Annotated in this window: 24 protein-coding genes; 6 read left to right on the forward strand and 18 right to left on the reverse strand. The window is 50.2% G+C overall.

Annotation, left to right across the window (positions count from 1 at the left end):
• Positions 1-3 precede the first annotated feature (3 nt).
• Positions 4-1,107 (forward strand): TIGR04013 family B12-binding domain/radical SAM domain-containing protein, encoded by a 1,104-nt coding sequence (locus ABCO64_RS04075; RefSeq protein WP_253457212.1) that lies wholly within the window; start codon positions 4-6, stop codon positions 1,105-1,107.
• Positions 1,108-1,125: 18 nt separating this feature from the next.
• A complete protein-coding gene (locus ABCO64_RS04080) occupies positions 1,126-1,800 on the forward strand; it encodes a metallophosphoesterase family protein (RefSeq protein ID WP_253457208.1) in 675 nt (224 codons plus the stop codon).
• Here ABCO64_RS04080 and cyaB read toward each other — a convergent pair.
• On the reverse strand, positions 1,757-2,287 hold the full coding sequence (gene cyaB / locus ABCO64_RS04085) for a class IV adenylate cyclase (protein WP_253457205.1): 531 nt from the start codon (positions 2,285-2,287) through the stop codon (positions 1,757-1,759). The two genes, ABCO64_RS04080 and cyaB, sit on opposite strands and share 44 nt — an antisense overlap.
• A 58-nt stretch (positions 2,288-2,345) precedes the next feature.
• Here cyaB and ABCO64_RS04090 point away from each other — a divergent pair, with 58 nt between their 5' ends.
• Positions 2,346-3,023, forward strand: coding sequence for an FKBP-type peptidyl-prolyl cis-trans isomerase (locus ABCO64_RS04090; protein WP_253457202.1), 678 nt, complete (start codon positions 2,346-2,348; stop codon positions 3,021-3,023).
• Between the two features lie 78 nt (positions 3,024-3,101).
• On the opposite strand, the gene ABCO64_RS04095 is transcribed toward ABCO64_RS04090, so the two are convergent.
• Both ABCO64_RS04095 and rqcH read right to left on the reverse strand, forming a co-directional pair.
• The gene (locus tag ABCO64_RS04095) at positions 3,102-4,127 is read right to left on the reverse strand and encodes an mRNA surveillance protein pelota (protein ID WP_253457199.1); all 1,026 of its coding nucleotides are present in this window, start codon (positions 4,125-4,127) and stop codon (positions 3,102-3,104) included.
• A complete protein-coding gene (gene rqcH / locus ABCO64_RS04100) occupies positions 4,124-6,025 on the reverse strand; it encodes a ribosome rescue protein RqcH (protein ID WP_253457196.1) in 1,902 nt (633 codons plus the stop codon). The genes ABCO64_RS04095 and rqcH overlap by 4 nt, the downstream gene beginning before the upstream one ends.
• Before the next feature lie 56 nt (positions 6,026-6,081).
• Here rqcH and ABCO64_RS04105 point away from each other — a divergent pair, with 56 nt between their 5' ends.
• Complete coding sequence (locus ABCO64_RS04105) at positions 6,082-6,660, forward strand: EMC6-like membrane protein (protein WP_343089219.1); 579 nt, start codon at positions 6,082-6,084, stop codon at positions 6,658-6,660.
• A 6-nt stretch (positions 6,661-6,666) separates the two neighbouring features.
• Positions 6,667-8,451 (forward strand): ribosome biogenesis/translation initiation ATPase RLI, encoded by a 1,785-nt coding sequence (locus ABCO64_RS04110; RefSeq protein ID WP_253457193.1) that lies wholly within the window; start codon positions 6,667-6,669, stop codon positions 8,449-8,451.
• A 44-nt stretch (positions 8,452-8,495) separates the two neighbouring features.
• Here ABCO64_RS04110 and ABCO64_RS04115 read toward each other — a convergent pair whose 3' ends face one another.
• From ABCO64_RS04115 to ABCO64_RS04185, 15 genes are all read right to left on the reverse strand, one after another.
• Positions 8,496-8,990 (reverse strand): chemotaxis protein CheD, encoded by a 495-nt coding sequence (locus ABCO64_RS04115; RefSeq protein WP_253457190.1) that lies wholly within the window; start codon positions 8,988-8,990, stop codon positions 8,496-8,498.
• Between the two features lie 20 nt (positions 8,991-9,010).
• Positions 9,011-9,607, reverse strand: a complete 597-nt coding sequence (locus ABCO64_RS04120; protein ID WP_343089220.1) for a chemotaxis protein CheC — start codon at positions 9,605-9,607, stop codon at positions 9,011-9,013.
• Positions 9,608-9,633: 26 nt separating this feature from the next.
• A complete protein-coding gene (locus ABCO64_RS04125) occupies positions 9,634-11,898 on the reverse strand; it encodes a chemotaxis protein CheW (RefSeq protein WP_253457184.1) in 2,265 nt (754 codons plus the stop codon).
• A gap of 4 nt (positions 11,899-11,902) precedes the next feature.
• Positions 11,903-12,964 (reverse strand): chemotaxis-specific protein-glutamate methyltransferase CheB, encoded by a 1,062-nt coding sequence (gene cheB / locus ABCO64_RS04130; RefSeq protein WP_253457180.1) that lies wholly within the window; start codon positions 12,962-12,964, stop codon positions 11,903-11,905.
• Positions 12,965-12,970: 6 nt separating this feature from the next.
• Positions 12,971-13,333, reverse strand: a complete 363-nt coding sequence (locus tag ABCO64_RS04135) for a response regulator (RefSeq protein WP_253457176.1) — start codon at positions 13,331-13,333, stop codon at positions 12,971-12,973.
• Between the two features lie 70 nt (positions 13,334-13,403).
• Positions 13,404-14,219: a CheF family chemotaxis protein gene (locus ABCO64_RS04140; protein WP_343089221.1), complete on the reverse strand. Its 816-nt coding sequence runs from the start codon at positions 14,217-14,219 to the stop codon at positions 13,404-13,406.
• Between the two features lie 39 nt (positions 14,220-14,258).
• On the reverse strand, positions 14,259-15,407 hold the full coding sequence (locus ABCO64_RS04145) for a hypothetical protein (protein ID WP_253457173.1): 1,149 nt from the start codon (positions 15,405-15,407) through the stop codon (positions 14,259-14,261).
• Complete coding sequence (gene flaJ / locus ABCO64_RS04150) at positions 15,404-17,014, reverse strand: archaellar assembly protein FlaJ (RefSeq protein ID WP_253457171.1); 1,611 nt, start codon at positions 17,012-17,014, stop codon at positions 15,404-15,406. Before flaJ ends, ABCO64_RS04145 begins: the two co-directional genes overlap by 4 nt.
• Before the next feature lie 2 nt (positions 17,015-17,016).
• Positions 17,017-18,891: a type II/IV secretion system ATPase subunit gene (locus tag ABCO64_RS04155; RefSeq protein ID WP_292616066.1), complete on the reverse strand. Its 1,875-nt coding sequence runs from the start codon at positions 18,889-18,891 to the stop codon at positions 17,017-17,019.
• A 5-nt stretch (positions 18,892-18,896) separates the two neighbouring features.
• Positions 18,897-19,619, reverse strand: coding sequence for an archaellum protein ArlH (arlH, locus tag ABCO64_RS04160; RefSeq protein WP_253457375.1), 723 nt, complete (start codon positions 19,617-19,619; stop codon positions 18,897-18,899).
• Positions 19,620-19,662: 43 nt separating this feature from the next.
• On the reverse strand, positions 19,663-20,124 hold the full coding sequence (locus ABCO64_RS04165; protein ID WP_253457165.1) for a hypothetical protein: 462 nt from the start codon (positions 20,122-20,124) through the stop codon (positions 19,663-19,665).
• Between the two features lie 12 nt (positions 20,125-20,136).
• Positions 20,137-20,640, reverse strand: coding sequence for a flagellin (locus tag ABCO64_RS04170; protein ID WP_253457162.1), 504 nt, complete (start codon positions 20,638-20,640; stop codon positions 20,137-20,139).
• Positions 20,641-20,696: 56 nt separating this feature from the next.
• Entirely contained in the window at positions 20,697-21,572 is an 876-nt protein-coding gene (locus ABCO64_RS04175) for a FlaD/FlaE family flagellar protein (protein WP_253457159.1), read from the reverse strand.
• Positions 21,573-21,985: 413 nt separating this feature from the next.
• A complete protein-coding gene (locus tag ABCO64_RS04180) occupies positions 21,986-22,588 on the reverse strand; it encodes an archaellin/type IV pilin N-terminal domain-containing protein (protein ID WP_343089222.1) in 603 nt (200 codons plus the stop codon).
• 10 nt (positions 22,589-22,598) lie between these two features.
• On the reverse strand, positions 22,599-23,180 hold the full coding sequence (locus ABCO64_RS04185; protein WP_343089223.1) for an archaellin/type IV pilin N-terminal domain-containing protein: 582 nt from the start codon (positions 23,178-23,180) through the stop codon (positions 22,599-22,601).
• Between the two features lie 441 nt (positions 23,181-23,621).
• On the opposite strand from ABCO64_RS04185, the gene ABCO64_RS04190 reads away from it, so the two are divergent.
• Positions 23,622-24,407 (forward strand): hypothetical protein, encoded by a 786-nt coding sequence (locus ABCO64_RS04190; RefSeq protein WP_253457150.1) that lies wholly within the window; start codon positions 23,622-23,624, stop codon positions 24,405-24,407.
• Positions 24,408-24,444 lie beyond the last annotated feature (37 nt).

Raw genomic sequence — 24,444 nt, forward strand, 5'->3', positions numbered from 1 at the left:
GCCATGAGAATCGTCTGGCGGGAGATCAGGGCAGCCAGAAACACCTATGCAGTGCTGTTTGCTGCATGTACGGAGTCCGGATACCATCTGGAGTTATCAAGTGCCCCGGATGGGGATATCACCTGCTACAGCATAAACAGCATCAACGAACCTCTCTTTCGCGAGGAGATCGGGGATGCGCCCGGCATCACAATCGTCGGGGGCCCGCATGCAGCTGCCTGCTACCGTGAGGTTGCACACTATGCTGATTATGTCATTGTCGGTGAAGGGGAGAAGACTCTCCCCCGTCTCCTTGATGCCATCTGCAGAGGATCCACAAACCCGGTTCCCGGTGTTGCGACACAGGATGGCTATACCCCGGCAGACCATACAGTCCTCCTGGATGCATACCCCTGTTTTCTCCAGGTAAAAGGATACCTTGAGATCTCGCGCGGCTGCCCGTATGCCTGCACCTACTGCCAGACCCCCCGGATATTCGGGACCAGGATGCGGCACAGGAGCCTTGATTCAATCGAAGCATCGGCACGCCGGGTATCCGATGCCCGGTTTGTCACCCCGAATGCGCTTGCCTATGGGTCAGATGGCAGAACTCCCCGTTATGATCTGGTGGAAAAGCTGTTGAAGCGCCTGGCAGGAAAACGGATCTGGTTTGGTACGTTCCCCTCAGAAGTCCGTCCGGACTGGATCACCGGGGAGGCACTGGAGATGATCGCTCTGTATACGGATAACACCAGGATTCATTTTGGCGCACAGTCCGGAAGCGATCAGATCCTCTCGATGATTCAGAGGGGGCATACTGTCGCGGATGTTTTCAATGCAATTGACCTCTGCTGCTCTCATGGCTTTCAGCCGGTCATCGATATCATCGTTGGTTTTCCAGGTGAAACCGGAGAGGATAGCGAGGAAACAATGGAGCTGGTGCGCTATGCGACCCGGTTTGGAACGGTTCATATGCACTATTTCATGCCGATCCCGGGAACCCCGCTTGCAGGTGCCCATCCGAGCCCGCTCCAACCCCAACATGAGAAAGCTTTCGGCTCTCTTGCTCTCTCCGGAAAAGTTACCGGGTACTGGACGCCACCGGAACGAAGGTTTTTGAATCTGTGATAGAGATATAGAAAACCTATGATGAAAGTATTGCTTATTGCTGATCTCCACGGCACCTATGACTCAATCGACCAGCTTCTTGAGACCGAACCCGATTGCCTCTTTATTGCAGGTGACCTGACCCAGTTTGGCCCTATTGAAGAGATAACGTCGTTTCTGAAGCGTCTCTCCCTCCCGGTCTTTGCCGTGCCGGGCAACTGCGATCCACGTGACTCGCTTTCCTGCATTGATGATTCGAATGCAGTCTGCCTGCATGGTCAGTCCTTTACGATTGGATCTGTTACCATTGCAGGGATCGGGGGCTCCAATCCAACGCCTTTTAATACCGCGTTTGAATGTTCAGAAGAGGAGATAGATCAGATCATGCAGGATATGATCAGCACGATGCAGAAGAACCAGACGAATATTCTCATCTCCCATGCCCCCCCACATGGTCTCCTGGATGAGGTGCAGCCTGGTGTTCATGCAGGGTCAGTCAGTATCAGAAAGCACCTGGGTGCGTTTGATATCGTCTGTTGTGCGCATATTCACGAGCAGCGGGGTGTAGTCCAGGAAGGGAGCACCTGGGTTGTCAATCCAGGGCCCGGCTCTGAAGGCTATGGTGCCCTGATTGTTATTGGAGACGAGGAGGGTGATATCATAATCGATCTCATTGATTCTTCTCCAGAAGGAGCTCAAGATAACTCTCTGTGAGGCGCTCGCCAATAATTCCATATTCTTCTGCAACCCTCTCAATCTCTTTTTCTGACTCTTCCTGTGATAATCCGGCGGCTGCCTCAATCTCGGCGAATAATCCGAGCTCGTCAACTGAATCAAGCGTAACAGTAGCTCTCCCAATGCTATATGACTCACGGTGTTTCCTGACAGATGCTGTTTTGGAAAACCCGATCCGTTGCAGGATCAAATCCATCACGTCAAGCGACTCTACGCGTACATTCAACTCTTCACGTGCCTTAAAAGAACCCGATCCTGTTTTTGGCCCTTTATAGGTGAGAAGCGCGTAGTTATCTGCCTCTCTCAGGCGGAGCGCCTCATCAGTCGCTGCAAAATTCCGATCAGGACTGGTATAATATGCATCATACTCAATGCCCTCGCCAAGGAGTGGTGCTCCTGATGCAAGGATACGTTCACGGATTGCCTGTAAGTCCTGCACATGTACTTTTATCTCAATCTCAAGCATACTGTCGACCTCTTCTTTAAGTATTATTCAGGCGCAGTAATTAAGACAAGGTATCATTATGGCAATTGAGAAAGGAGTTTTCATAAACCTCTCCTATACCGGATCCATTGAAGGTATCCCCTTTGATACGACCAGCGAAGAGGTTGCAAAAGAAGCAGGCATCTTTAATGAATCTGCACGCTATGGGCCGATGCTCATCAAAGTCGGGAACAACCATGTGATTCCGGGCCTTGATGAAGCGCTTGAGGGTGCTGACGTAGGTGTGGAACAGGAAGTCACTGTCCCCCCGGAGAAGGGTTTTGGACCGCATGAGAAAGAGAAGGTTCAGGCCTACCCGCTGAAGGCATTTGAGAAGAAGCCGGCAGTCGGCATGCGGATCACCGTTGAAAAGCGGGAAGGTGTCGTCGTTGATATCATCGGCCAGCGGGCTGTTGTTGATTTCAACCACCCGATAGCAGGCAAGACGCTTGACTATACCTTCACCATTGAAGAGGTGGTTGAAGATGACGAGGAGAAGATGAAAGGGCTTATCCGCCTCTTTTCCGGCAGGGATATGGATCTCACACTTGAGGACGAAAAAGTCACGCTTCACCTCCCTCCCGGAATCAATTATGATCAGCGGTGGTTCCTCTGGCGTGGAACAGTTGTACAGGAACTATTCGGTGTCCGCGATTCTGTCAGCGAGATTGTCTTCATGGAGACATTCAAGCGGCCTGAAGAAGCAGCTGAATCGTGAAAAAGCTGATATTTTATATCAGAACCCGATTCTTTTTTTTCCCTCACGTGTGCACGGATTGCAGATCGGGATGGGTTTTTACCCGATTGCATACCTGAGCAGTGCGGCAATACCGCCGAGCCCTTCGATTCGTTTACCGGGTTCAAACTCTGTTGAAAGGATGAGCATCTGCACATTCATCTGTTCTGCTTCTTCCATAACAGCAGAGACATCAGGGTTGCGAATTGAGGTGTCTGCAACAATCAGCTCCTCGGCAGCTCCAAATGAGACAGCTCTGCTCACCTCCCCGATACCATAGGCAACCGGATCATCACGTGCAATCCGTTTGAAGACCTCGTCTGCTGCCCTGACCTCCTGTGCCAGCTGGAGATCCAGGGCCACACGATCAAGAACACCATCACCAATTGCCTGCTGGATTGCACCATACCCGCTCCGCCTGGTCTCAACAATGGCCATTCTTTTGAAGAGATCAGGTGATTGCGCCTTCACATAACTGCCAAACTCCTCCTTGATGAACCCGGGTCCGGCAATGACAACCGGGCCGGTCACCTGGGATAAGAACTGCATCAGGTCCAGAAAGAGCGTCTGGCGGGAATTTTCTCCCCTGGTCTTTCCACTTCCCCGGGTCATGGTCGTGACCCGTTCCGGGCCATACTGCCGGATCCTGCAGATCTCAGCTTCTCCCTCTTCAAGGGCAACAATATGGATGACATCGTAGAGCGAGGACTTCACCGCCCGGTCTATCCGGTCAAGATCAGTCCGTCTCCACCGTCGGATGATGGATATATCATAGCCAGTCTCGACATTCAGTGAATGATGAAACCCCTGATCCGGCCCTTCACGGATGATACCGGAGATACGGAGCCTCGTTGCATCCGGTACAAACTCCACCTTCTCTACCAGCAGACCGATCCTGACCGGTCTCTTCTCGGCTTTATCGGGCCTGATCCGGTCAGTCGACTGTTCAACTGACCTGAGGGTGGTGGCAAAGACCAGATTGCCTGGTTCTATCATGTGGGAGAGATGCCAGAGATCGTCAATTGACTCCGGCAGCAGCTTGATTTCACCATTATTTCGCTTTAGATCTGAGAATGTTGCTTTCATGACTCATCGATGATGTCTGATCCGCCGGCCGGGACAAAGGCAGCGACAGCCTCTGTTGAGAGGACGCTTTTTGCGGCTTTTGCATCGGCTGCAGGGAGCCTTTCACGGAGTATTCTCACAACTTTTTTCGCAATATCATTGGGCTCAAAGGTGCCCGGGGCAAGTCTCACCATATATGCTGCCCGTTTTGCAACAGCAGCTACCGGGCCACCGATCACGGCGAGATCGGGATCTGTCACAACTCCTATTGCAACACCGAGCGTGACATTCCGCATGTACTGCCGCTCACCACGGATCACAAACGCTCCCCGTGCCACATACTCGCCCGACTCGGGGGTTTTGCTCACCTGATCGGGACGGGCAAGATAGACATCGCCTGAGCCGTACCCTGCCTTCCAGAAGTTTGAATAGGAGGCGGCAAACTGGGCGACCTCGTCTTTATGCCCGGTCGTGCCTTTCAGGATGACGACACTTCCTCCATGAACATCCGCATGGACAAAGGTGTCACCACCTTCCATGTACTTTCTGACAAGCTCTTCATTCTGGTCAGCGTCACGGCCGCCGATGACGAGTGCCCCGTCGGAAGTCTCAAACCATCGAAACCTGTGGTACCATTTTGGCTTCTGCCTCTTTCTGACCGCCTGCTTTACCTTCTTTTCGGGTGCAGGCCGGTTCATGGCCCTGATTGCACCTTCGCGCTTGGACCTGAATTTTTTCATCTGTTCATAGTAGACAGCCACATTTCCTTCGACACTTTTTTGAATCCAGATCGTCACCTTCATGCCGAGATCGATGACAACTGATGCATCAGATGGGTTTACCGAGACGATCATTGCTGCTGCAGGGTGATCTGCAGTCTTCAGCACCTTTGCAATCTCCTGCCACGACATCTTCTGTGAGGCTGCCTGAAGCGTTGAGATCAGCTGCTGGACATCTGTATACCGTTCATAGATTAACTCAGCAGCGCGCTCGGCTTCTTTGATCTTTGCCTCAAACTTTTTGATCGCTCCCTCCTGCTGCCGCCGGATACGCTCCTCCCGTGAGAGCGTCTCCTTTTTGGCTTTCTGTACCGTATCCTGGACTGGGAGTGGATAGTATGCTGCAAGAGCTTCAGAAAAGGTTGGGTACGTCGCATGCGGTGGTGCACCCTCACGCGAAAAGGGCCAGCATCCGGCAGAATCGATCACGCCGCCCCCACCTGCCCTTCCATCAGCAAGAACGCTTTCATATGCCTCGTGGAGGCGTGTTAGCATCTGGCTGGTGAGGTGCCTGGTTGGGAACTCCTTCTCAATCCCTGCACGGATGCAGACTTCTTCGGCCATTGCTCCACCCAGCATCAGTTCAACTGCTGCTGCCCTGACAAGATCCCGATCGGTTGAGCGGATGATTTCAGCAAATTGCGTGCATGAGAGACTGCTCAGATCCGCTCCGCTCATGTCATAGAGTTCACCCGGAACAATATCCCGCTCTCTGAACCGCCTTTTCTTCAGCGCATTCTGAATTTTGTATTCTTCGTCAGTGAGGATGATATTCCCCTCATCAAAGAGCTCGACTATCAGGTGCCAGGTTCCGCCTCCCTTTCCTATCTCAAGTATCAGCACCCGTTCGATGCTCTTCTGGGAAATTGAGAGGACTTTCCCTCCTTCAAGGAACTTCCTGAGGTACATTGAGTATCCTGACGGGTTTTTTGGTGCGGGGGGAAGTTTCTCTACCCTGTGGGCACGCCTCCCTGCCTCGACAAAAAACAAGTGTTTGGACTTATCTTCTCCATTGAGCCTGAAACCAAAGGTGGTGGTGTCATACTCATAGATCTTTCCAAGCCAGAGAGGGAGAAGACTCTGCAGCTCCGCAACAAGTGCGGCAAGATCAAGCCCGCTCATCCCCTTGTGTGTAGCCATGGTAATACTAAGATACATAAGATGCGAAGACTAAAAAATACTCCACTGGTGTGAATATGAGTAAAGGTTCAAAGGTGAGGCGTTTCAAGAAGAAGGATCCAATGGATACACGCGGGGCTGCATCGGATCCTGAAGAAGTACATGATGATGCAGAGGATCGTAAGGAGAACCAAACGTCTGCTCTGGATATTGAGGATGAAAAATCTGGAGATGCCGAGGGTTCACAAGAAGATTCCGGCGAGGAAGAAGAGGAGAGTGAAGCCAGGGAACCGGCTCAGAAATCTCCTGAGAAGAAAGCTTCTGACAAGAAAAGTGCGGCACAGAAACGCATTGAGAAGAAGGATCAGCATATCAAGCGTGTAAAACGGACGCTGATTGCATGTATCATGGGAGTTATTGCAGGTGGCCTTTCTTTTATGTTCGGGGGCACGCCGGATGCGATGGGCATACAGCCAAATACCTTCCTTGCAATGCTTCTCCTCCTTGCCGGTATTGTCTTCCAGAAGCATATATTTACAATCATCGGACTTGATATCACCGAGCTTGGCAAGAAAGACTGGTTTTACCAGGGATTCATGACATTCGCACTCTGGTTTATAACCTGGACAATCCTCCTGACAACAAGTATCCTCTGAAGTCGCATGCGTATTGCAGTTGTTCACCGGGATCGTTGCCACTCGAAGAGATGTGGGAACGAATGTATCATCTACTGTCCGCGCGTCAGGACAGGTGACGAGACCGTCATCATTAACGAAGATGGCAAGGCAGAGATATCAGAGGAACTCTGTGTCGGGTGCGGTATCTGTATAAAGAAGTGCCCGTTTGAGGCGATTGACATCATCACCCTCCCGGTTGAACTGGAGTTTCCGACGCACCGGTACGGGAAGAATGGTTTTGTGCTCTATGGCCTGCCGATCCCCGTTGAAGGGAAGGTTTCTGGAATTCTCGGGGCAAATGGTATCGGGAAGAGTACGTCTGTTGCGATTCTCTCAGGTCAGCTTCGCCCAAACCTCGGAGCAGAAGGTGAGGAGATCTCTGAATCGTGGGATCTGATCCTGAAGCAGTATGCCGGAACTGAGTTGTTTGACTATATCAAAGCGGTTGCAGACAAGGGATTGAAAGTCGCTGTGAAACCGCAGTATATTGACGGTATTCCAAAAGTCTTCAAAGGGGCTGTTGAGGATCTCCTGAGAAAGACTGACGAAACCGGCCGCCTGGATCAGTATATCAGGGAACTTGGCCTCTCTTCTCTCCTCAGAAAAAGTATCGATACACTCTCAGGTGGCGAGCTCCAGCGTGTCGCCTTTGCAGCCTGCCTCTCCCGGGACGCTGATTTTTACTTCCTTGATGAACTGACACCGTTTCTGGATATCTACCAGCGTATGGCAACCGCCCGTCTTGTGCGTGAACTTGCACGGACACGGCCGATCATGATCGTGGAGCACGATCTCGCCATCCTCGACCTCCTGGCAGATACCGTTCATATTGCCTATGGCAAACCGGCAGTCTTTGGGATCATCACCAGGCCAAAAGGTGTCAGGATAGGCATTAACCAGTACCTGGAGGGGTATCTGCCTGAAGAGAATGTCCGGTTCCGCGATCACCAGGTTGTTTTTGAGACGAGATCGCATATGAAGACGACCGAGCGTGAGGTTCTCCTTCAGATCCCGTCAATGAAGAAGAGTTTCCCGGGTTTTGGGCTCACAATTGACGGTGGGGATATCCGGAAAGGAGAAGTTCTCGGTGTTGTTGGTGCAAATGGTATCGGGAAATCCACGTTTGCGAAACTTCTCGCAGGTGTACTTGAGCCAGATGAAGGATCCACGAAGATGGAGACACCCCTCAAGGTTGCCTACAAGCCACAGTACATAAAAGCAGGTTCTTCTGCAACTGTGGAAGAGCTTCTCCGCTCGGCAACCAGGCGGTTTGATACCTCGTATTACCAGCACGAGATCATTGAACCCCTCTTCCTCGCTCCGATTCTTCAGTCACCAGCAGATACACTCTCCGGTGGTGAACTCCAGCGGCTTGCAGTCGCACTCTGCCTCTCGCAGGAAGCCGATCTCTATATCCTCGATGAACCAAGTGCTCACCTTGATGTTGAACAGCGGATGAATACCGTAACGGTTCTGAAACGGTTTGCTGAAGGACGTGAGGCGGGAGTGCTTGTCATAGATCATGATATGTACCTCATTGATATGCTCTCTGAGCGTATGCTTGTCTTTGAAGGAGAACCTGGCCATTCTGGTTCTGCATATGGACCCTTTGGGATGCAGGACGGGATGAACCGGTTCCTGCAACAGCTCGAAATCACCTTCAGACGGGATAAAACCGGACGGCCACGGATCAATAAACTGGGATCATTTCTTGACCGTGACCAGAAATCCCGTGGAGAATACTATTATGCCATTCCATCTGAAGAGTGATGGCGGGAAATATGCTATATCTTTTTTAAAATAAAAACCTGATTTCAGATTTCCGAACAGTCGCCATCTGCCCGGCGTATCTTTACCATAAAGCCGTTTGCAGGACAGTACTGTACTGTTCTTCCTTTTGATCCGCCGATATCCTCACCTTTGATCGGGATGCCATGGGACTTTAACCCGGCTTTCACGGCCTCTGCATTTCGATCCCCGATAGAGAGGTTTCCACTGAAGTTGGCAAACATCTGTGCACCCCCGACCAGCTTTGCCTGAAGATTCTTTGGTGAGCTCCCTTTTCTTGCCAGATCCCTGAGCATAATCTCAAGTGCGGTATCGGCATACTTTCCGGGGCGATCCTTTTTGCCTCCGCTTTCGGGAAGCATGATATGCGCCATTGCTCCTATCCCAAGCTTTGAGTCATGGAGAATGAGCCCGATACAGGATCCAAGACCAATTGAGGTCATTGGCTCAGCTCCTACATGGTAGTCGCCTATACCGATGACAATTGCCCGTGGTTCATTACCAGGCTGTTGTGTATCCATTCCAGAGACTCCGTATCTCTTCAGGTGAGATGTGATTCGAGCAGCTTATCCATCATTTCAAGTATCTTTGAAAGGGTGTTCATCTCCGGGAGCATGAGCAGATCGCCATTGATCGAATACTGGTCACAGACCAGTGTCGTATGGAAGAAGACGACCTCATTTACATCAAATGCAACTTCGGCGAGGAGTTGCTGGATGGCTGCATGCCCCATATCAATGACGAGAACCGGGGGTGAGGGGAGCATGACGATACCGAGGAGTTCTGCAGTGGCATCCAGAAATGCCGAGACCATGATGTTTCCGATCTCATTTAAAGCACTCTCGTCCATCTCGTTGATCTCACGATCCTCATCCGTCATCCCTAGCATCGTATTGGTCATCCTGATGGAGGATGATAGCGGCATCATGAATATGACATATCCTGCCTGATCAATCTCTCCCTGCATCTGGAAGATGACAAGCGCAGCTGTCTCATCAGATACGTGCTTGTAGATATCGGCAAGATCGACGATCTCAACCGCAGGAACGGTCATCTCAATCTGGCCCATCAGCATCTGGGAGAGTGTCGTTGCTGCATGGGATGCTCCTATGTTTCCAAGTTCGCCCAAGGCATCCATCTGTGCGGGTGTTAGTATAGCCATTGTTACACCATTGTATTTACATCAAGTACCGGTACCACATACCCATCGCCGAGGATGGTGATTCCGGAGATTCCCCTGATTACACCGATAATAGAGCTGAGGGGCTTGACCACCACCTCCTGCTGACCTTCGACAAGATCAACTGCAATGCAGCATTTCTGGTTGTTAACCAAAACGACAACCAGAATCTCGGTATGCTCAGAACTGCCAAACATATCCTCAAGCATATGGAGTGGCAGCACCTCTTCCCGGAGAAGGATTGAATCCTGTGCTCCGATTCGGTGAATGTTCTCTTTTCTCATACTTGCCACTTCAACAATAGCACTGATTGGAATGGCAATTCTCCGGCTGTTCAGCCTGACGATCATCACCTCAACAATTGCCATTGTTGGTGGAAGCAGCAGTTCAAATGTCGATCCTTTCCCTTCCTGTGAGGTAACCCTGATAGATCCTTTTAATGATTCGATAGCACCCCTGACAACATCAAGTCCAACGCCCCGACCACTGATATCCGTAATCTTTTCAGCCGTGCTGAAACCGGCATGGAAGAGGTAGTTTGTCGCCTCTTCCCTGGTTAACTGGTCTGCCTGGTCAGGGGTGATGATCCCCTTTTCAATTGCTTTGGCCTTGACCTTCTCTACATTAATCCCGCCGCCATCATCTTTTAGTTCGATAATGACATTGTCACGGTCACGGCGGGCTGAAAGCATGACAAGCCCTTTGGCTGGCTTTCCCTGTGCAACCCGGATCTCGGGAGGTTCAATGCCATGGTTGACGGCGTTTCTGATGAGGTGGAGGAGCGGATCATTTAACCCGTCCATGACACTTCTGTCAAGTTCGGTATCTCCTCCTTCCATGACAAATTCCACGTCTTTTCCATCGTAATGGGCAGTATCACGAACCACTCTTGGGAGCCTGTTGAAGATGTGATTCAACGGGATCATCCTGATATCCATCATCAGAACCTGGAGATCAGATACAGATCGGTCGATCATTCCAATTGCCTCATCCATCTCTTTGATCTGGTTCTTCTCAGCGATCTGCTTGAGGCGGCCCCGGTTGATGACAAGATCCTCAACCAGGTTCATCATCCGGTCAAGCTGCTGGATATCAACCCTGAGATTTTTAATCTCCCTGCTTTTTTTATCGTCCTTTTTTCGTGGAGCCTGATCATCTGTGTCTGTTTTCCTCGGCGGAGGCTCTTTTCTGCCTGCTTCAGGAGATTTCAGTCCTTTAACATCGACAGACTGGATCTCAGGAACCATTGCAGCTTCTTTGAGGAGGTCAGGTTTCGCATCAGATGCCATTGTGAGGTGGAAGACTCTGTCGAAGAGCCCGTCCTCAACTGCCTCACGGGGTGGATCACAGGAGAGTATTGTCCCCAGTTCTGAAAGGCGGTCCATGGCAAGGCAGGCACGGATTCCCTTCATGGCTGAATCTTCAGCAACACTGATGACAAGATGATAGTGTGGCAGATCCCCGGTTGTACCGGGTTTTGCTTCATCCATATCCGGATCTGCCTCTTCAGCGCCTTCTTCAAGGCTCTCGATTGCGATATCGGTAACTTCTGTCCCGGAAGCCGCTGATATAAGCGCCTCAGCCCCTGCGTCGCTCTCCATAAAGACAGTTAATACCCCGGAAAATGCCCCTTCACCATCTTCATCTTCAAGCACACTGAGCGGTGGGTCGGTCCGGTAAATTGTCCCGAATTGTTCGAGATTCCCAACAGCGATCAGGGCCCTGACATCTTTCATCAGTGAGGCTTCTTCAATTGTGATGGTTATTCTCCATTGTGGATAACCGTTTAAGAGCCCGGGTTCTGGTCCTTCTGAACCACGCTCCTCCATCTGGACAGGGGAACCCGTCTCCTGCTGTACTGTTTCTTTTGTCACCGCTGAAAGAGACTCGACGAGATCATCCACCTGAACAGATGAGCCGTCTTCCCCCTCCTCGATTGCATCAATCATCTCTTCGATTGAGTCAACGGTGCTGAGGAGGAGATCCATCAGCTCCTGTGTGACCGAGAGCTCATCATTTCGTATCGCCTGGAATACATCTTCCATTGCATGGCAGAGGTGCTCCATTGTTTCAAAACCCATTGATGCAGAAGCACCCTTCAGGGTATGTGCAGCCCTAAAGATCTCATCGATTGCACCGGAATCGTCTCCACCTTCGAGGATGAGAAGATTACGAACAATAACCTCGTGGTTCTCCCGCGACTCGGCAACAAAGAGGCCCCTGTATTGTTCAAACTCCGACTCAACCATGGTGCTATCCCCCTATCTTCCTGACTGCCCGCGTGATCTCATCTGCCATCTTCCTCATCGGTACTACCTCCATAACAGCATCATGGTCAAGGGCGGATCGGGCCATGCCATAGACCAGGCACTCACTCTCCAAAACAACATATGTCTGCCCTCCTGCATCCCTGATCGCCTTCATACCGACACCACCGTCACTTCCCATGCCTGAAAGGATTACCGAGACAATCCGTTTACCAAAGATCTGCGAAGCAGACACAAAGGTTTTATCCACTGCTGGTTTGACTCCATGAAGTGGCTGGCCGCTTGAATGCACCACTTTACCGATAACCCTTCCGGGTGTTGTCTGGGCATTTGTAATTATGGTATGGTATCCGGCTTTTGAGAGGAGAACACGATTTGAATCTATCCGGTCTCCGTTTTCTGTTTCTTTGACAGGCATTGGGCATAACCGGTTGAAACGTTCTGCCAGTGCGGCGGTGAAGCCAACCGGCATATGCTGGGTGATGACGACACCTGCTCCCAGATCGGGTGGGAGCATTGAGAGGAGTGAATCAAGCATCTGGGGTCCGCCAGCTGAGGATCCGATCAGCACAACGGTCTCTGCACCGACTCTCTCTTTTGGAGTGACTTCGGGGGCGGGTCTTGTTGCCCGAACCCTTGGTGCAGTTTTCTGCAAGGCAACAAGATGTTTAATCTTGCTTGTAATCTCCTGTTCAATTGCACGAACCTTTCGGATATCAGTTGGTTTCAGGAGAAAATCAGATGCCCCAAGCCGGATCGCCTTTAATGTCATCTCGGCTCCATCTGAGGTGAGGGAGCTGACCATGATGATCCGTGGCATTTTTGAGAAGGTTGACCTCTGGATTTTCTGGAGGACCTCAATACCATTCATTCTTGGCATCTCGATATCAAGCGTGACAACATCAGGTTCAAGCCGCTCGATCTTTGCGAGTGCATCTATGCCGTCCACGGCTGTCCCAAGCACCTCGATTTCGGGATCGCGTCCGATGATATCCTTCAGAATGGTCCGCATAAAGACGGAGTCATCCACGATGAGGACGGTGATCATGATGCTTCACGAACTAAGGACATTTTTGACTTCATCGAGCACTTTGGGGGCCTGGAATGGCTTCACAACATAGCCCCGCGCCCCGCTTTTTATAGCAAGCTTCACCATCTGTTCCTGGCCAACAGCAGTGCACATGACAACCTTTGCACCTGGATCAAGCTTTTTAATCTCCTTGAGCGCCTCGATTCCGTTCATCTTGGGCATTACAACATCCATTGTAACAAGATCCGGTTTCAGCTCCTGGTATTTTTGTACAGCCTCTGTACCATCTCCAGCCTCGCCCACGATCTCATGACCACCGGAGAAGAGAATGTTTTTGAGAAGCGTTCTCATAAACATGGTATCGTCAACAATCAGGATTCTACCCATTCCGCATCCAACCAACTATTTTGTTTGGGACGGTATAAAGAGTTATGTTCGTGGAAAAAAGTTGCAGGGGTTAGTTTGTACCTGCTTTTGTTGCATCTGTAATGTACCTGACTCCTTTTGCGGTCAGCTGGATCTCTCTTCTGATCTCTTTTACTTCGGCCATATTGAGTTTTAATAATTTTTCAAAGACAGAATCTATTTCCTTGAACTGTATCTGTAGCATATTCTGGATTGAGGAGGAGTCCATCCCCGAATAGACCAGCATTGCAATCTGTTGATCCATTGGTCCAAGCTCGGTTCCCTCCATCTTCATTCCTTCTGTTGCCTCTGCAAGGAAGTTGTGGAGAATCTGGAGTGTTGATATCTGGGTGAGGACAAAGCTGGAGACGACATCATTCTTTTCAAGATGATCAATCTTCACAACATCAGAGGGCTTTTCATTGACCTCCCGTTTCGTCATCTCTATCCCGGTGACGTCAGCTAAGGGAATGCAGATCTGTTTTGTCTGTGTGAGAAACCAGATATCGGTTTTCAGAACAACAATTGCTCCCTTCTCCCAGGTGGCATTTGTAATAAGGACACCCCCCCGTATTGCAGGTGACATGAAATGAGCCAACAGCCTGTATCCACTGCATTTCATCAGGATTTTATGCTTGAGTACAAAGAGCACTTTCTCTACAGATAGCAGCTGGATGGTGGTGCCATTTTTTAAGATAAGCGTGAGTGTGTTCTTCTTCTTCTCCTGCAGATCGACGATTGTTTTCATTGGAATGTTTGTATTCACTGGTGCCGGAATGGCAATCGCATCGTCATCAATTGAAATTTTACAATTAATCCATTCATCATTGTGGCGTATCTTTACCGGAGCCTGTACCAATCCTGTCACCTTCCCTCTCTTCTGGATCTTTTGCTGGTATATGCGTGCCTATTCCTCATCATCCTGCTTTTTTCCGCCAAGGGCAACAACCATGGCAGATAGTTCCTCCTCAAGTTCTGATGCCGTGACATCGATATCCTTGAGGTCGCGGACGAGGCTCAGGTCTACTTTCTTTTTTACATTCTTTGACCCCTTTGCCAGTTCACCGAGGAGATCCCCTTCTCCCCCCCCGCCACCAGAAGAAGAAAAGAACGATGACTGTTTCTTTGTCTCCCCTCCTGCATCAAAGCCGACGTTTGAAGCAATTGTTTCATCTGGTCCTCCAAAGGTAAAGTCATCGTCATCGTCATCGTCAAGTTCTTCTTCATCCGGCATGGGGGCGGTAACAACGGCTTGTGGTTCATCGTCCTGCTCCTCAACCTCGTCAAGAGCGATGCCATCATCCTCGTCTTCGATTTCAAGAGAGTCAAGATCGATAGAGTCGAGATCCATATCCGGTGTAAGCATGTCAGAGTCGGAATCCCCAGCCTGCAGTTCTTCATCTTCAAACTCTTCATCAGAGAAACCGCCTTCTGCTGCGAGGATGGAGGCGACATCGTCCATCATGTCGCCTGCGTCCTGATCCATATCTGCACTAAGGCTTTCGCCTCCCTCATCCAGATCACTGAAGGCATCGTCACGTTCGAATCCTTCAATTCCCTCCTCGTCGAGGTCATCCAGTGATATATCACCGAAGGGATCATCCCCGGCATCGTCTGTTGCTTCCGGTATTCCTGCTCCTGCCAGAGCTCCTGTCGCGGCTGCATCTGCTGTTGTTCCCTTCTGTTCCGGCGTGGCTGCAGCAGCTTTTGATGCTTTCTTTCCGGCTTTTTTTCTGCGTGGGAAGAGCCCTTTGATCTTCAGGTACCAATTATAGAATGTAGGGAATTTCTGCTGGTATTTTGATGGCTCTTTTGGGATTTCTGGTTCCGGAGGCTCTTCCTCGTGTGGCTGGGTTTTTTGCTCCTTTTCCCCGGCAGTATCTTGTTTCAGGCGCAGGCTGGATAGCGAGAGTGATCCTGTCAGAAAGAGCAGCATGACACCGACGAGGAACGCTATCAGTACGATAGTGAAGACCGGAAGCTCAATGAATATAAATATAAATCCAACAATAATAATCCCGAAGAAGAGAATGAGCCGCCTGACTGAATCCCTCATATGAGCTCGCCTCCTGTTGTCACAAGCCCTTCCATGCTGAAGAAGAGCTCAACAATTGGTGGAATGACCAGGAAGAGGACTCCGGATATCACAAGCATCAGGGCAAGGAACGGGTATGCGATGCTTCTGTCTCCGCCAACTGCAAGCTGTGCAACAATGACATTTGCAATACAGATGATGACGATGATATTGACGACATAGGCGCCAACAGCAGCCTCCGGGAAGTCGATAAACATCCCGATCATCCCCCCGCCAAATGCTCCTCCGATAGCGTCACCTGACGCTGCGGCAGTTGCCTCCTCAAAGCCCATCATCACCTCTGTTATTGCACGGGAGAGGGTAACCATGATATGATAAAGCGATATGAAGATGCCTGCCATTGCCGCGTGCATCGGGACAAGAAGGACAACAAAACCCATGCTTACAAGCTCACGCCGCTTCCGTGTCAGCACCTGTTCGAGCATGGAGTCAGCAACAACGGTTCCGATCTTCTTTGCATCTCCACCCATCTTTACAGTGTCACGGAAGATGTTGAAATATTTATAGATTAAATTACTGCCGCACTCGCCGATGAACCGTTTCCATGAGAGATCTTCATCAAGGCCGAGATTCAGTTTGGAATAGACAGAAAGGAGATGGGGAGAGAGGTTCTCCATGGTTTTTTTATCAACCTCACCAAGTGCCTGTGCCATGGTTGCTCCTTTTCCTCCCATGATTGCCCCAACACCCCTGATGAAATTCGGGAACTCCTCATCGCGGGCAATGACATTCCGATTGTCTATAAAGGCGATGATGCCAAGCGGAGCGAGCATGAAGCCGACAATCAGAAACACAACACCCGCAGGCACCCCGATTGCCCAGGTGACAAGCCAGGCAGCTAATGTTGCCGGCAGGATGACTTTCTCCATCCGCTTGAGCATCCCCTGCTCTTTCGATGTCCATTCAGGTGATTTATAGACCCGATCATCTGATGGAACTGTCTGAAACATGGTGCCGATGCCAAAGATAGTGATCAGGAGCACAATCCAGTACGTGATCCCGAGGGTTTCTGAAACAGTACCGGGTGTATAGATAGCAACCGAGACCATGATTGTGACCGCAATCACAACCGAGGAGAGGATCATCGCGATGTAGGCATCAGACCACTTCTTCAGAAGCTCAAAACCGGCCTCCATGTTGTTCCGGTAGATCTCCATTGAAGAGGAGAGCTCCCCATCCAGAAAGTCTTCATCGGGAACTCCGGACTCCATGGCATTGCCAAAGCGGTTTAAGAGTGTCTTGAGAAGTGCATTCTCGGTTCGCTCGGCAACCATTGCGAGAGACTGGACATAGCTGTATCCAAACCGCTTGACAAAGAACTCTACTTTTTTTATTGATTTTGAAGATGCATACTCTTTCTTTTCTGCAGTGCTTGCAAATATCTCGGGCCTCGTGGCACGCGCAATCGCAAGCGAGTTCATATAGGTGACCATAAAGAGAATGTCGGATGCCATTTTCCGGTCATCAAAGACTTTTGTGATCCTGGCATAGATCGACTGGAAGAGGTCCTCAAATGGAAGCTTCCCGTTGTTATTTTCCCTGAGGCGTTCAACGACATTCTCAAACATGGCTAATCCTTCCCGATATCTATCTTCAGGAGACCCTGCTTTCGTACCTTTGTCAGCATATGGAAGAGATCATAGTACCTGGTATAGCCGGCTTCGTGGAGTCTCTCAAGGATCTTTGCCCTTTTCTCTATTTCAAGGTATATCTCACTTTTGTTTCGTTCAGGGATACCAAGCATTGTTGCTATTTTATATTCGAGGAGGAAGCTGATTCCTTTCGCATTAAAGGTAAAGGTGTCAGTGACAGGCTCCCAGGAGAATGCCTCGACAAACGAGAAGCCCTGTGATTCAGGGTCGAATCCGACAAGCTCGGAGATGGAGAGCACCCTCCTGACGGTCTCACCACTTGGCCGCTTTACGGCACTCTGGATGACCACAACATTCAGGCTGTCAACAAAGGTCTTTGGGATCAGGATCGGATCACCCGTCAGACGCTGGATCAGCTTCTCAACCGTTGAGGCGTGGAAGGTGCTCATCACCGGGTGGCCGGTCTGCATGGCACCAAACGCGACTGAGCCCTCAACCCCACGGATCTCTCCGACCAGGATCTGGTTTGGACGCTGACGGAGGGCTGCACGGAGGAGATCAAACATCGTCACCTCTCCACCTTCACCCTCGCCTTTGCCTTTTCCTTTTGCAACCTCACGTGTCCAGTTCCGGTGCGGGATGTTCAGTTCCGGCGTGTCCTCAATTGTGACAATCTTATTCTCTGGCGGGAGGAAGGCAGTGATGGCGTTGAGTGTGGTGGTTTTGCCTGATGCAGTCTCGCCTGATACAAAGAGGGACATCCCATACTCAATGAGAATCCAGAGGTATGCCGCACACATGTAGTCCATGCCGCCACCGTCGATGATATTGAGGATCGAGAGCGGCTCTCCCATTGCTTTCCTGATGGTGAAGTTGCTTCCATGCCTGCTGATCTCAGTTCCATAGACGATATTGATACGGGATCCGTCAAGGAGCGTGGCATCCACAATCGGGCTTTTGTAGGTGATGGGGTGTTTTATCCGCTCAGCCATCTTCAGCACAAAAAGGTCGAGCTCATCGGATTTCTTGAATTCGATGACTGATTTCAATCCTTTGAAGATCTTGTGCTCAATAAAGATTGGTCCGACCCCGTTACAGGAGATATCCTCGATGTATCCATCTGACAGAAAGGGTTTCAAAACACCCATATCGACTTTATCCCTGATGAGCTGGTATTCAAGTGCTGTATACTGGGCGGGGGTTACGATCACCTTTCCGTCCGCAGTCATGGGAATGCCGGGGAATTTCTTTGCCAGGGTCTCATTTCGTGTATCGCCGATATCTTTCTGGAGAAAGTCCAATATTTTGTCTTTTAATGACGCTGGCGTCTCTTCCACCCTGGGGAGGATGAGTGTTGTGTCCTGGGATGACTTGATGTGGGTGATCTCTTTTAAGAGCTTTTTGAGGATATCAGTCCGCTCTTTCTCGGTTACCGGATCATACTCCAGGGCATCCAGAAGATCAATGAGTTTACACTCAATTGCACCCATGAGGTAGCCGACACTATGCAGAAACGAGGGCTCGATCGGGATGTAGTACTGCCTGACATCGTTTGGATCGGGGAGGATATGTACAAATGTGTCTTTTCCTGCAGGATAGATGACATTTGGGCTCTCCATCGACTTGAGATCCCCTTTCAGCTCTGATAAAAAGAGTGGGATCCCATAGACGTCAACTGGGAATATGAGGAGGTATTCGAGGAGATGCGGGCTTTCACGGACATATTCCCTGGCATTTGCCGGGAGCATCCTGTATAGTGCGGATGATTCGAGATCACCCTCGTATATGTCCTCGATATCTGCTGTCTGAGGCTGGAAAGGCAGTGTTACGTCAAGTGCAAGCGATGATGCCATAATTACTAAACCCGTGCGACTGACATCGGAATAATCTTCATCCCGTATCCCGGGTGGACTTCAAACGATACCAGGTTTCCTGTTGTCTTCCGTGCGCCACGCACCTTTCCAACCTCCATCACCATTACGTACTTGTCTCCGACAAGTGCCTTCTTCATCACAAGGTGTGCATCACAGGTTGAACGTACCCTCACCAGCGAATCCTCTTCAAACGCATATGTATGGAGTGTGATGAGGATCGTCTTCCCGTTATCAACAAGTGTCTTACAGTTTGTGAAGAATGTCATGATGGTGTCAGTTGTTGCATACTCGGAGAAGAGCGTGAGCGAATCGATGATGATTACTTCTGCCTTGCTTGCCTGAATGTGCCTGACGAGACGGGTTAAAATCCCCTGCATATCTTCTTCGCCCCAGTCAAACCCGACGACGTGGAGTGGAAAGATCCTGAAGTAGCCCCAGGCATAGTAATCTGAGATATCAAGGCTCATCGATTCCATCTGTGAGAGGAAACTCTTGACCGTGTTTTCTGTGGTAAAGAGATCAACTGAGAAGGAGTTCTTCATTGCACCCCACATGATCTGCTGGGTGATGACGCTCTTGCCGGTATCGTTCTCCCCTTCAATCAGTGTCATGGAATAGAGGGGGAGTCCGTCGGCGATCTTTCTGTCGATCTCGGGGTTGCCTGTTGAGAGGATCTGCTTGTCAGAACCCCCGAGGAGATCGTCCATGTAGGATGATCCGGAGTCATCATCATCAAATAATGCCATCTGCTCATCCTCCTCCAATGTATCCTGATGCAGATGATCCGGTTGGTGTGGCCACTTTTGCCCAGATGGGGATCTCCCCACTGATAGTGGTGCTCATGTTCAGGGTTTCGCCGGGATCAAGAAATCCGGGGTTGATGATATCCGGGGAAATCTGCTCCAGTGTCCACTCTTTTCGCTCCTGGCTCCCGTCACCATACGCGAGAAAGAGATCCATCTGCTGCGGGTTCTGGATGACGGTATCTCCGTCATTTTTTACCATGAGATAGAGTTTCGTGTCCTCTTCAGCAATAGCATAACCGGTGATGGAAACCGAACTGCCGCGAACCCCGGCATGGACTTCCGTCATGTCACGCTGTGCTGCCATCACCGTCTCTGCAGTAAGGAGTGTTGCCCCAACCAGGAGATATGCAACAAGGATCAGGAGGAACACCCCTATTGCTGCCCCTATCAGGTTTGCAATTGCCATCCTGAACCCACCTTAAACAACTGTAAAGTCAATATTTCTCCGAACCCCGTTTGGGAGGACTACCTGGAAGGTCATCCTGTCCCCGGAGCCCACATCCTGCTCGTTACGTGCAATGATCTCAAGTGTCTCACCCCTGTCCCAGAGGCCGTTGTCGTTGTCGTCATGTAACGTATATGTCCACCCGCCTTCGGAGAGATGTTCATCGGGTTTGATGTATTGCAGTCGCCTCACCTCGCCGGTTTTTCCCATGAAAACATCAAAGCGGGGGATTAATCCCTCACCGACTGGATTGACCCCGGTATTTTTTATCCAGATATATGCGGTACTGTCGGTTTCACTTATTACGGTATTCACAATGGCAATATCAGTTCGCATCCGCTCGTCCATCTCGTGGGATCCGGCAACAAAGGTCTCTGATGCCCGGTAGACTGATGGATAGATGGCACTGACCAGAACACCGGCTGCTATGATGGCTGTTATCAGGAAGATTGCTGTAACGAAAGTCTCTGAAGTCATGATTGTGCACCAGCTGTGTTTTGATTATGGTAGAATATAGTATGGTTTGTATAGAGTTATATTTTATCGATCAGGTGTGCCCACTCCTCTCCCGGTTCATCTTTTGGTAGCTTCGGCCTCCGGGAAGGGCCTTTCTTTGTGTCCCGCTCCATCATCACCGCGATCATATCACGGTCAAGTGAGGTGTCATCCGGATCAAGGATCTGGTTCAGAATATAGAGTTCTGATACAAATTCATCTGCGCCCACTTCGTGCTCTTCACCCAGTGAGGCGGGCATAATCCGGGCAATCTCTTTTACCTCGTCAGCTGCTTCTTTTGTTATATATCCTATTGACTGATATGAATCAAGCATGATATCCAGGCGATCATGGCCATATTTTGTGATCGCTGTTTTTGTCCAGTTAAAGAGCTGATAGACTTTATGCAGGCAGAGTTTCCCGTCTGCTGCCTGTTTCCCTGATAACTGTGCTGGCAGCGGGGTGGTGGTATCAACCTCTGGTACCTGGGGGAGGTGCCTCTGATCCGGTATCCCGGATTCATACTCCCTCTCGTGTGGAACTGGTGCCTGTGGCCTTCTGCGTGGCTTCTCCTCGACGTCATCAAAAAACTCTCTTTCGGGGCGTGCCAGGAGCTCCTCAACCTTCTTCTCAAGCTCCTCGATTCTGGCAGCATCTTCAGTGGTCCGGTTCTCAAGCTCTCCAATCCGTGCCGCATCATCGCCTGAGAGCCCCGCAACAATTTCGCCACCCTGGGCAAGAACCGTGAGCGGATTGTCTGATTCGTTCAGACGCTCGCGTAAGTCGATCAGGAGTTTCTTGATCGACTTCTTCATGAGCTCCACCTCCTGCTCCAGGTTCTGCAGCTTCACCTCGGGATCGTCGGAGGATGCGGTCGCCAGGATATTGTCGACCTGAGACTGGTTCACTGCCATATGTAGAGTATATTATTCGGGATATATATAATGGTTTTGCTGGTTTGCAGCGGTTTGGGTTGAAATTGGGATAATATACAAAGAGAACTGGGGGCCTGGTGTGGATGTTGCCAGCTGGGGGCTCCATCATCGGGTATTCATCTTCTGTTTGCATGAGGGGACATGAGGTATAGATGAGGATTTATGGAAGGGATAGATGGGGCTGAATTGGAGGTGCTGGATTACCTGGTGCTGATTGGCAGGTTATAGGTTGCAATTGATTGATTGATTGCTACGTCGGGCATATCGTGTCCAGCAGGATCATATCCTGGAGTCCAGGTATACTGCGTCACTACTACGTCTATCGAATGAATGGAAGTAATCACGAGTGCCCTCAGTTAGGGCTGGTTCAAAAAAAGGTTGGTTTAGAGAGTTTACCTGAGAATGTTCACTGCCCTAAGATCTCCAGGCGTTGTCCGCACAACAGTGGTGAGTGCACCTACCTCAGGTTGCATTGAAATGGTAAACCGGGTGTCTGGTCCAATTTTTTCAGTTGGATTCACTGTTATCTGGAACTTCTCCCTCGGGTTTAAGACGAGATCTTCTTTATCTTCTGGTGGAACAGAATCGAAGATCTTACTGACGGACCATTTTCCTTCACCTGGATCAGGGTGTTCATCCGAATCGTCTTCTAGTTCAAGGATTTCTCTTCCCTCTGGTGTAGCTATTGTAACTCTCATACGGGCTATATCCATTGGCTGATTTCCAGCGGTAAGCCCAATGGTGAATGAAATGTTCTCAATGCTGGCTATATCGTTTGGATCAGTTGCTGTTAAATTAAAGGCATAGACATCTCCGAGCACTTCGATACTGGATGCTGCCTGTCCCATGCCTGTGTGAACAACAGCCTGTGCCTCCTGGGCGGTGAAGAATCCTGCCCCGAGCATCACATACGAGAATACTGCGGCAACGACAACAAAGGCAATCAGGACGATTGCAGCCTCAAGGCCTGTAAATGCATTTTCATTCTGTTTCATGTTCATCACCTTAGTAGACCTCGAATATTCTATCCTTTGGTAGTGACAGCGGTGCGTGCCTGGAAATCGGGAGCGATGCCCCAACAGGTGGTTTCACCTCGATGGTGAATGGGCTATTTGGCCACACAATATCAACTGCGCTATTATACTCTTTATTTATCGTGATGTCCAGAATGTCACCACGCTCAAGGAATGTCTTAGCATCGTCACCCTCCAATTCCACTCCTCCAGAATACCATGTCAGATTAACTTTATCAGAGTCAAACTCATGGTACTTGGTTGCGTTCGAAGCAATATAGGTGAACCTGCTAGTGTCCATTGGTGCTCCGCCGGCGGCAAGAACGACAGTGAATGTGATATTCGTGACATTATTCGGTCCAACTCCGGTTTCTATCACAACCGGGCCCGAAACCTCCATATTGGCAGTTGCAGTGCCGACTGCGCCGAACACAGTCTCCTGGCTCTTCTGGGTTGTGAAGAACCCTGCTCCGAGCATAACATATGAGAATACCGCAGCGACCACGATGAACGCGATTAAGACAATCGCGGCCTCAAGGCCGGTGAAGGCATCCTCTTTTCTTTTCAGACTCATGTATGAATCACCTTCTTTTGGTTTAATTTGTTTTGAATACCGGGTAACAATCCAACTACTGTGGTCCAGTATTCATAAGTCTACTACTATACGCAATAGTATATATAGATATGTATCATACACAGTACATGAGTACCAGGTGAGTACCAGGACATGATGTTTCCGGGTATCAGCTGGTCATAAATCAGCATAATACCGGTACTATACTGGCACTATATCACCAAGAATGCCTGTAAACCCCCCTCCTGATACCACAGGGGGTGGTACTCCTGAAAGCTGGTACTCCTGCGGTCCTGCAGCAAGCGGTGGAGCGGGGCAGGTGCTGCCTGCGTCTCGATTTGAACTGGTGGAACCGGATGAAGAAAAAAATAAAAACATAAAAAACATGAAAATATTAAAATAGCATAAAAATTAAAAAACATAAAAATAAGGGGGTGAATCATGGACAAAAAAGATCTGGTCTTCTTTCTGGGGGGGCTTGTCGTTCTCATCATCATCGCGGTGGTTATCCAGCCGATGATGACAGGGGAGAGCCCGGACATGGGCGTGCCTGAGCTGCCGTTCATCGGCCAGCAGGACCGGGAGGCTCCCCTTCCTCCTCCCCCGACACCGGTTCCATTAGCCCAGATCCGGATACCCCACCCGTCTACAGTTGAAGGCGGGGAGATCGGGGATCACCCGGCACGTGTATGGGATGGGTCCCCCATCCGCCTCCAGCATGTTGATCCGGCAACATACCACCTGACACGCGAGGATACGCATATACCGGCACACCGTCCCGTCGATGACCCGCCACCGACTGCTGACCTGGCAACCTATGCCACCTTCGGTGCGGGGACGGGTGATGGCATCACATCCGGAACTCCGCTGACAACAGAAGTATTCACCATACCCTTCCCCCGCTGGGAACTCTGGTATACACTTGAGACTTCGGTTGATCCTGCAGATACGGGAAGCGTTGATGGTGATCGGATCACCGGCATCGTTGGCTATCCACGGTTTACCATAACAGTAATTGATGCAGATGATCCAGGCAGAGTGGTTGCCACCCTCAGCCCTGCCCATGGCATAATAGACAGCAGCCTCTGGGATGGTGGATCAGATCCAAGGCCATGGAAGCATAAGTTCTTTGAAGGCGGGCGGAGCTACTACATGATTGTCGAGCGGCGCCTCGTCGACTCCTATGAGATTGAGATCAAGGTGCCGGTCCAGCCAGGGCAGACATAACGGAAAAACAGCCAGAACTGAGAATAAACTATTCACT

It is taken from the genome of Methanocalculus natronophilus (assembly GCF_038751955.1).
Lineage (GTDB): Archaea > Halobacteriota > Methanomicrobia > Methanomicrobiales > Methanocorpusculaceae > Methanocalculus > Methanocalculus natronophilus.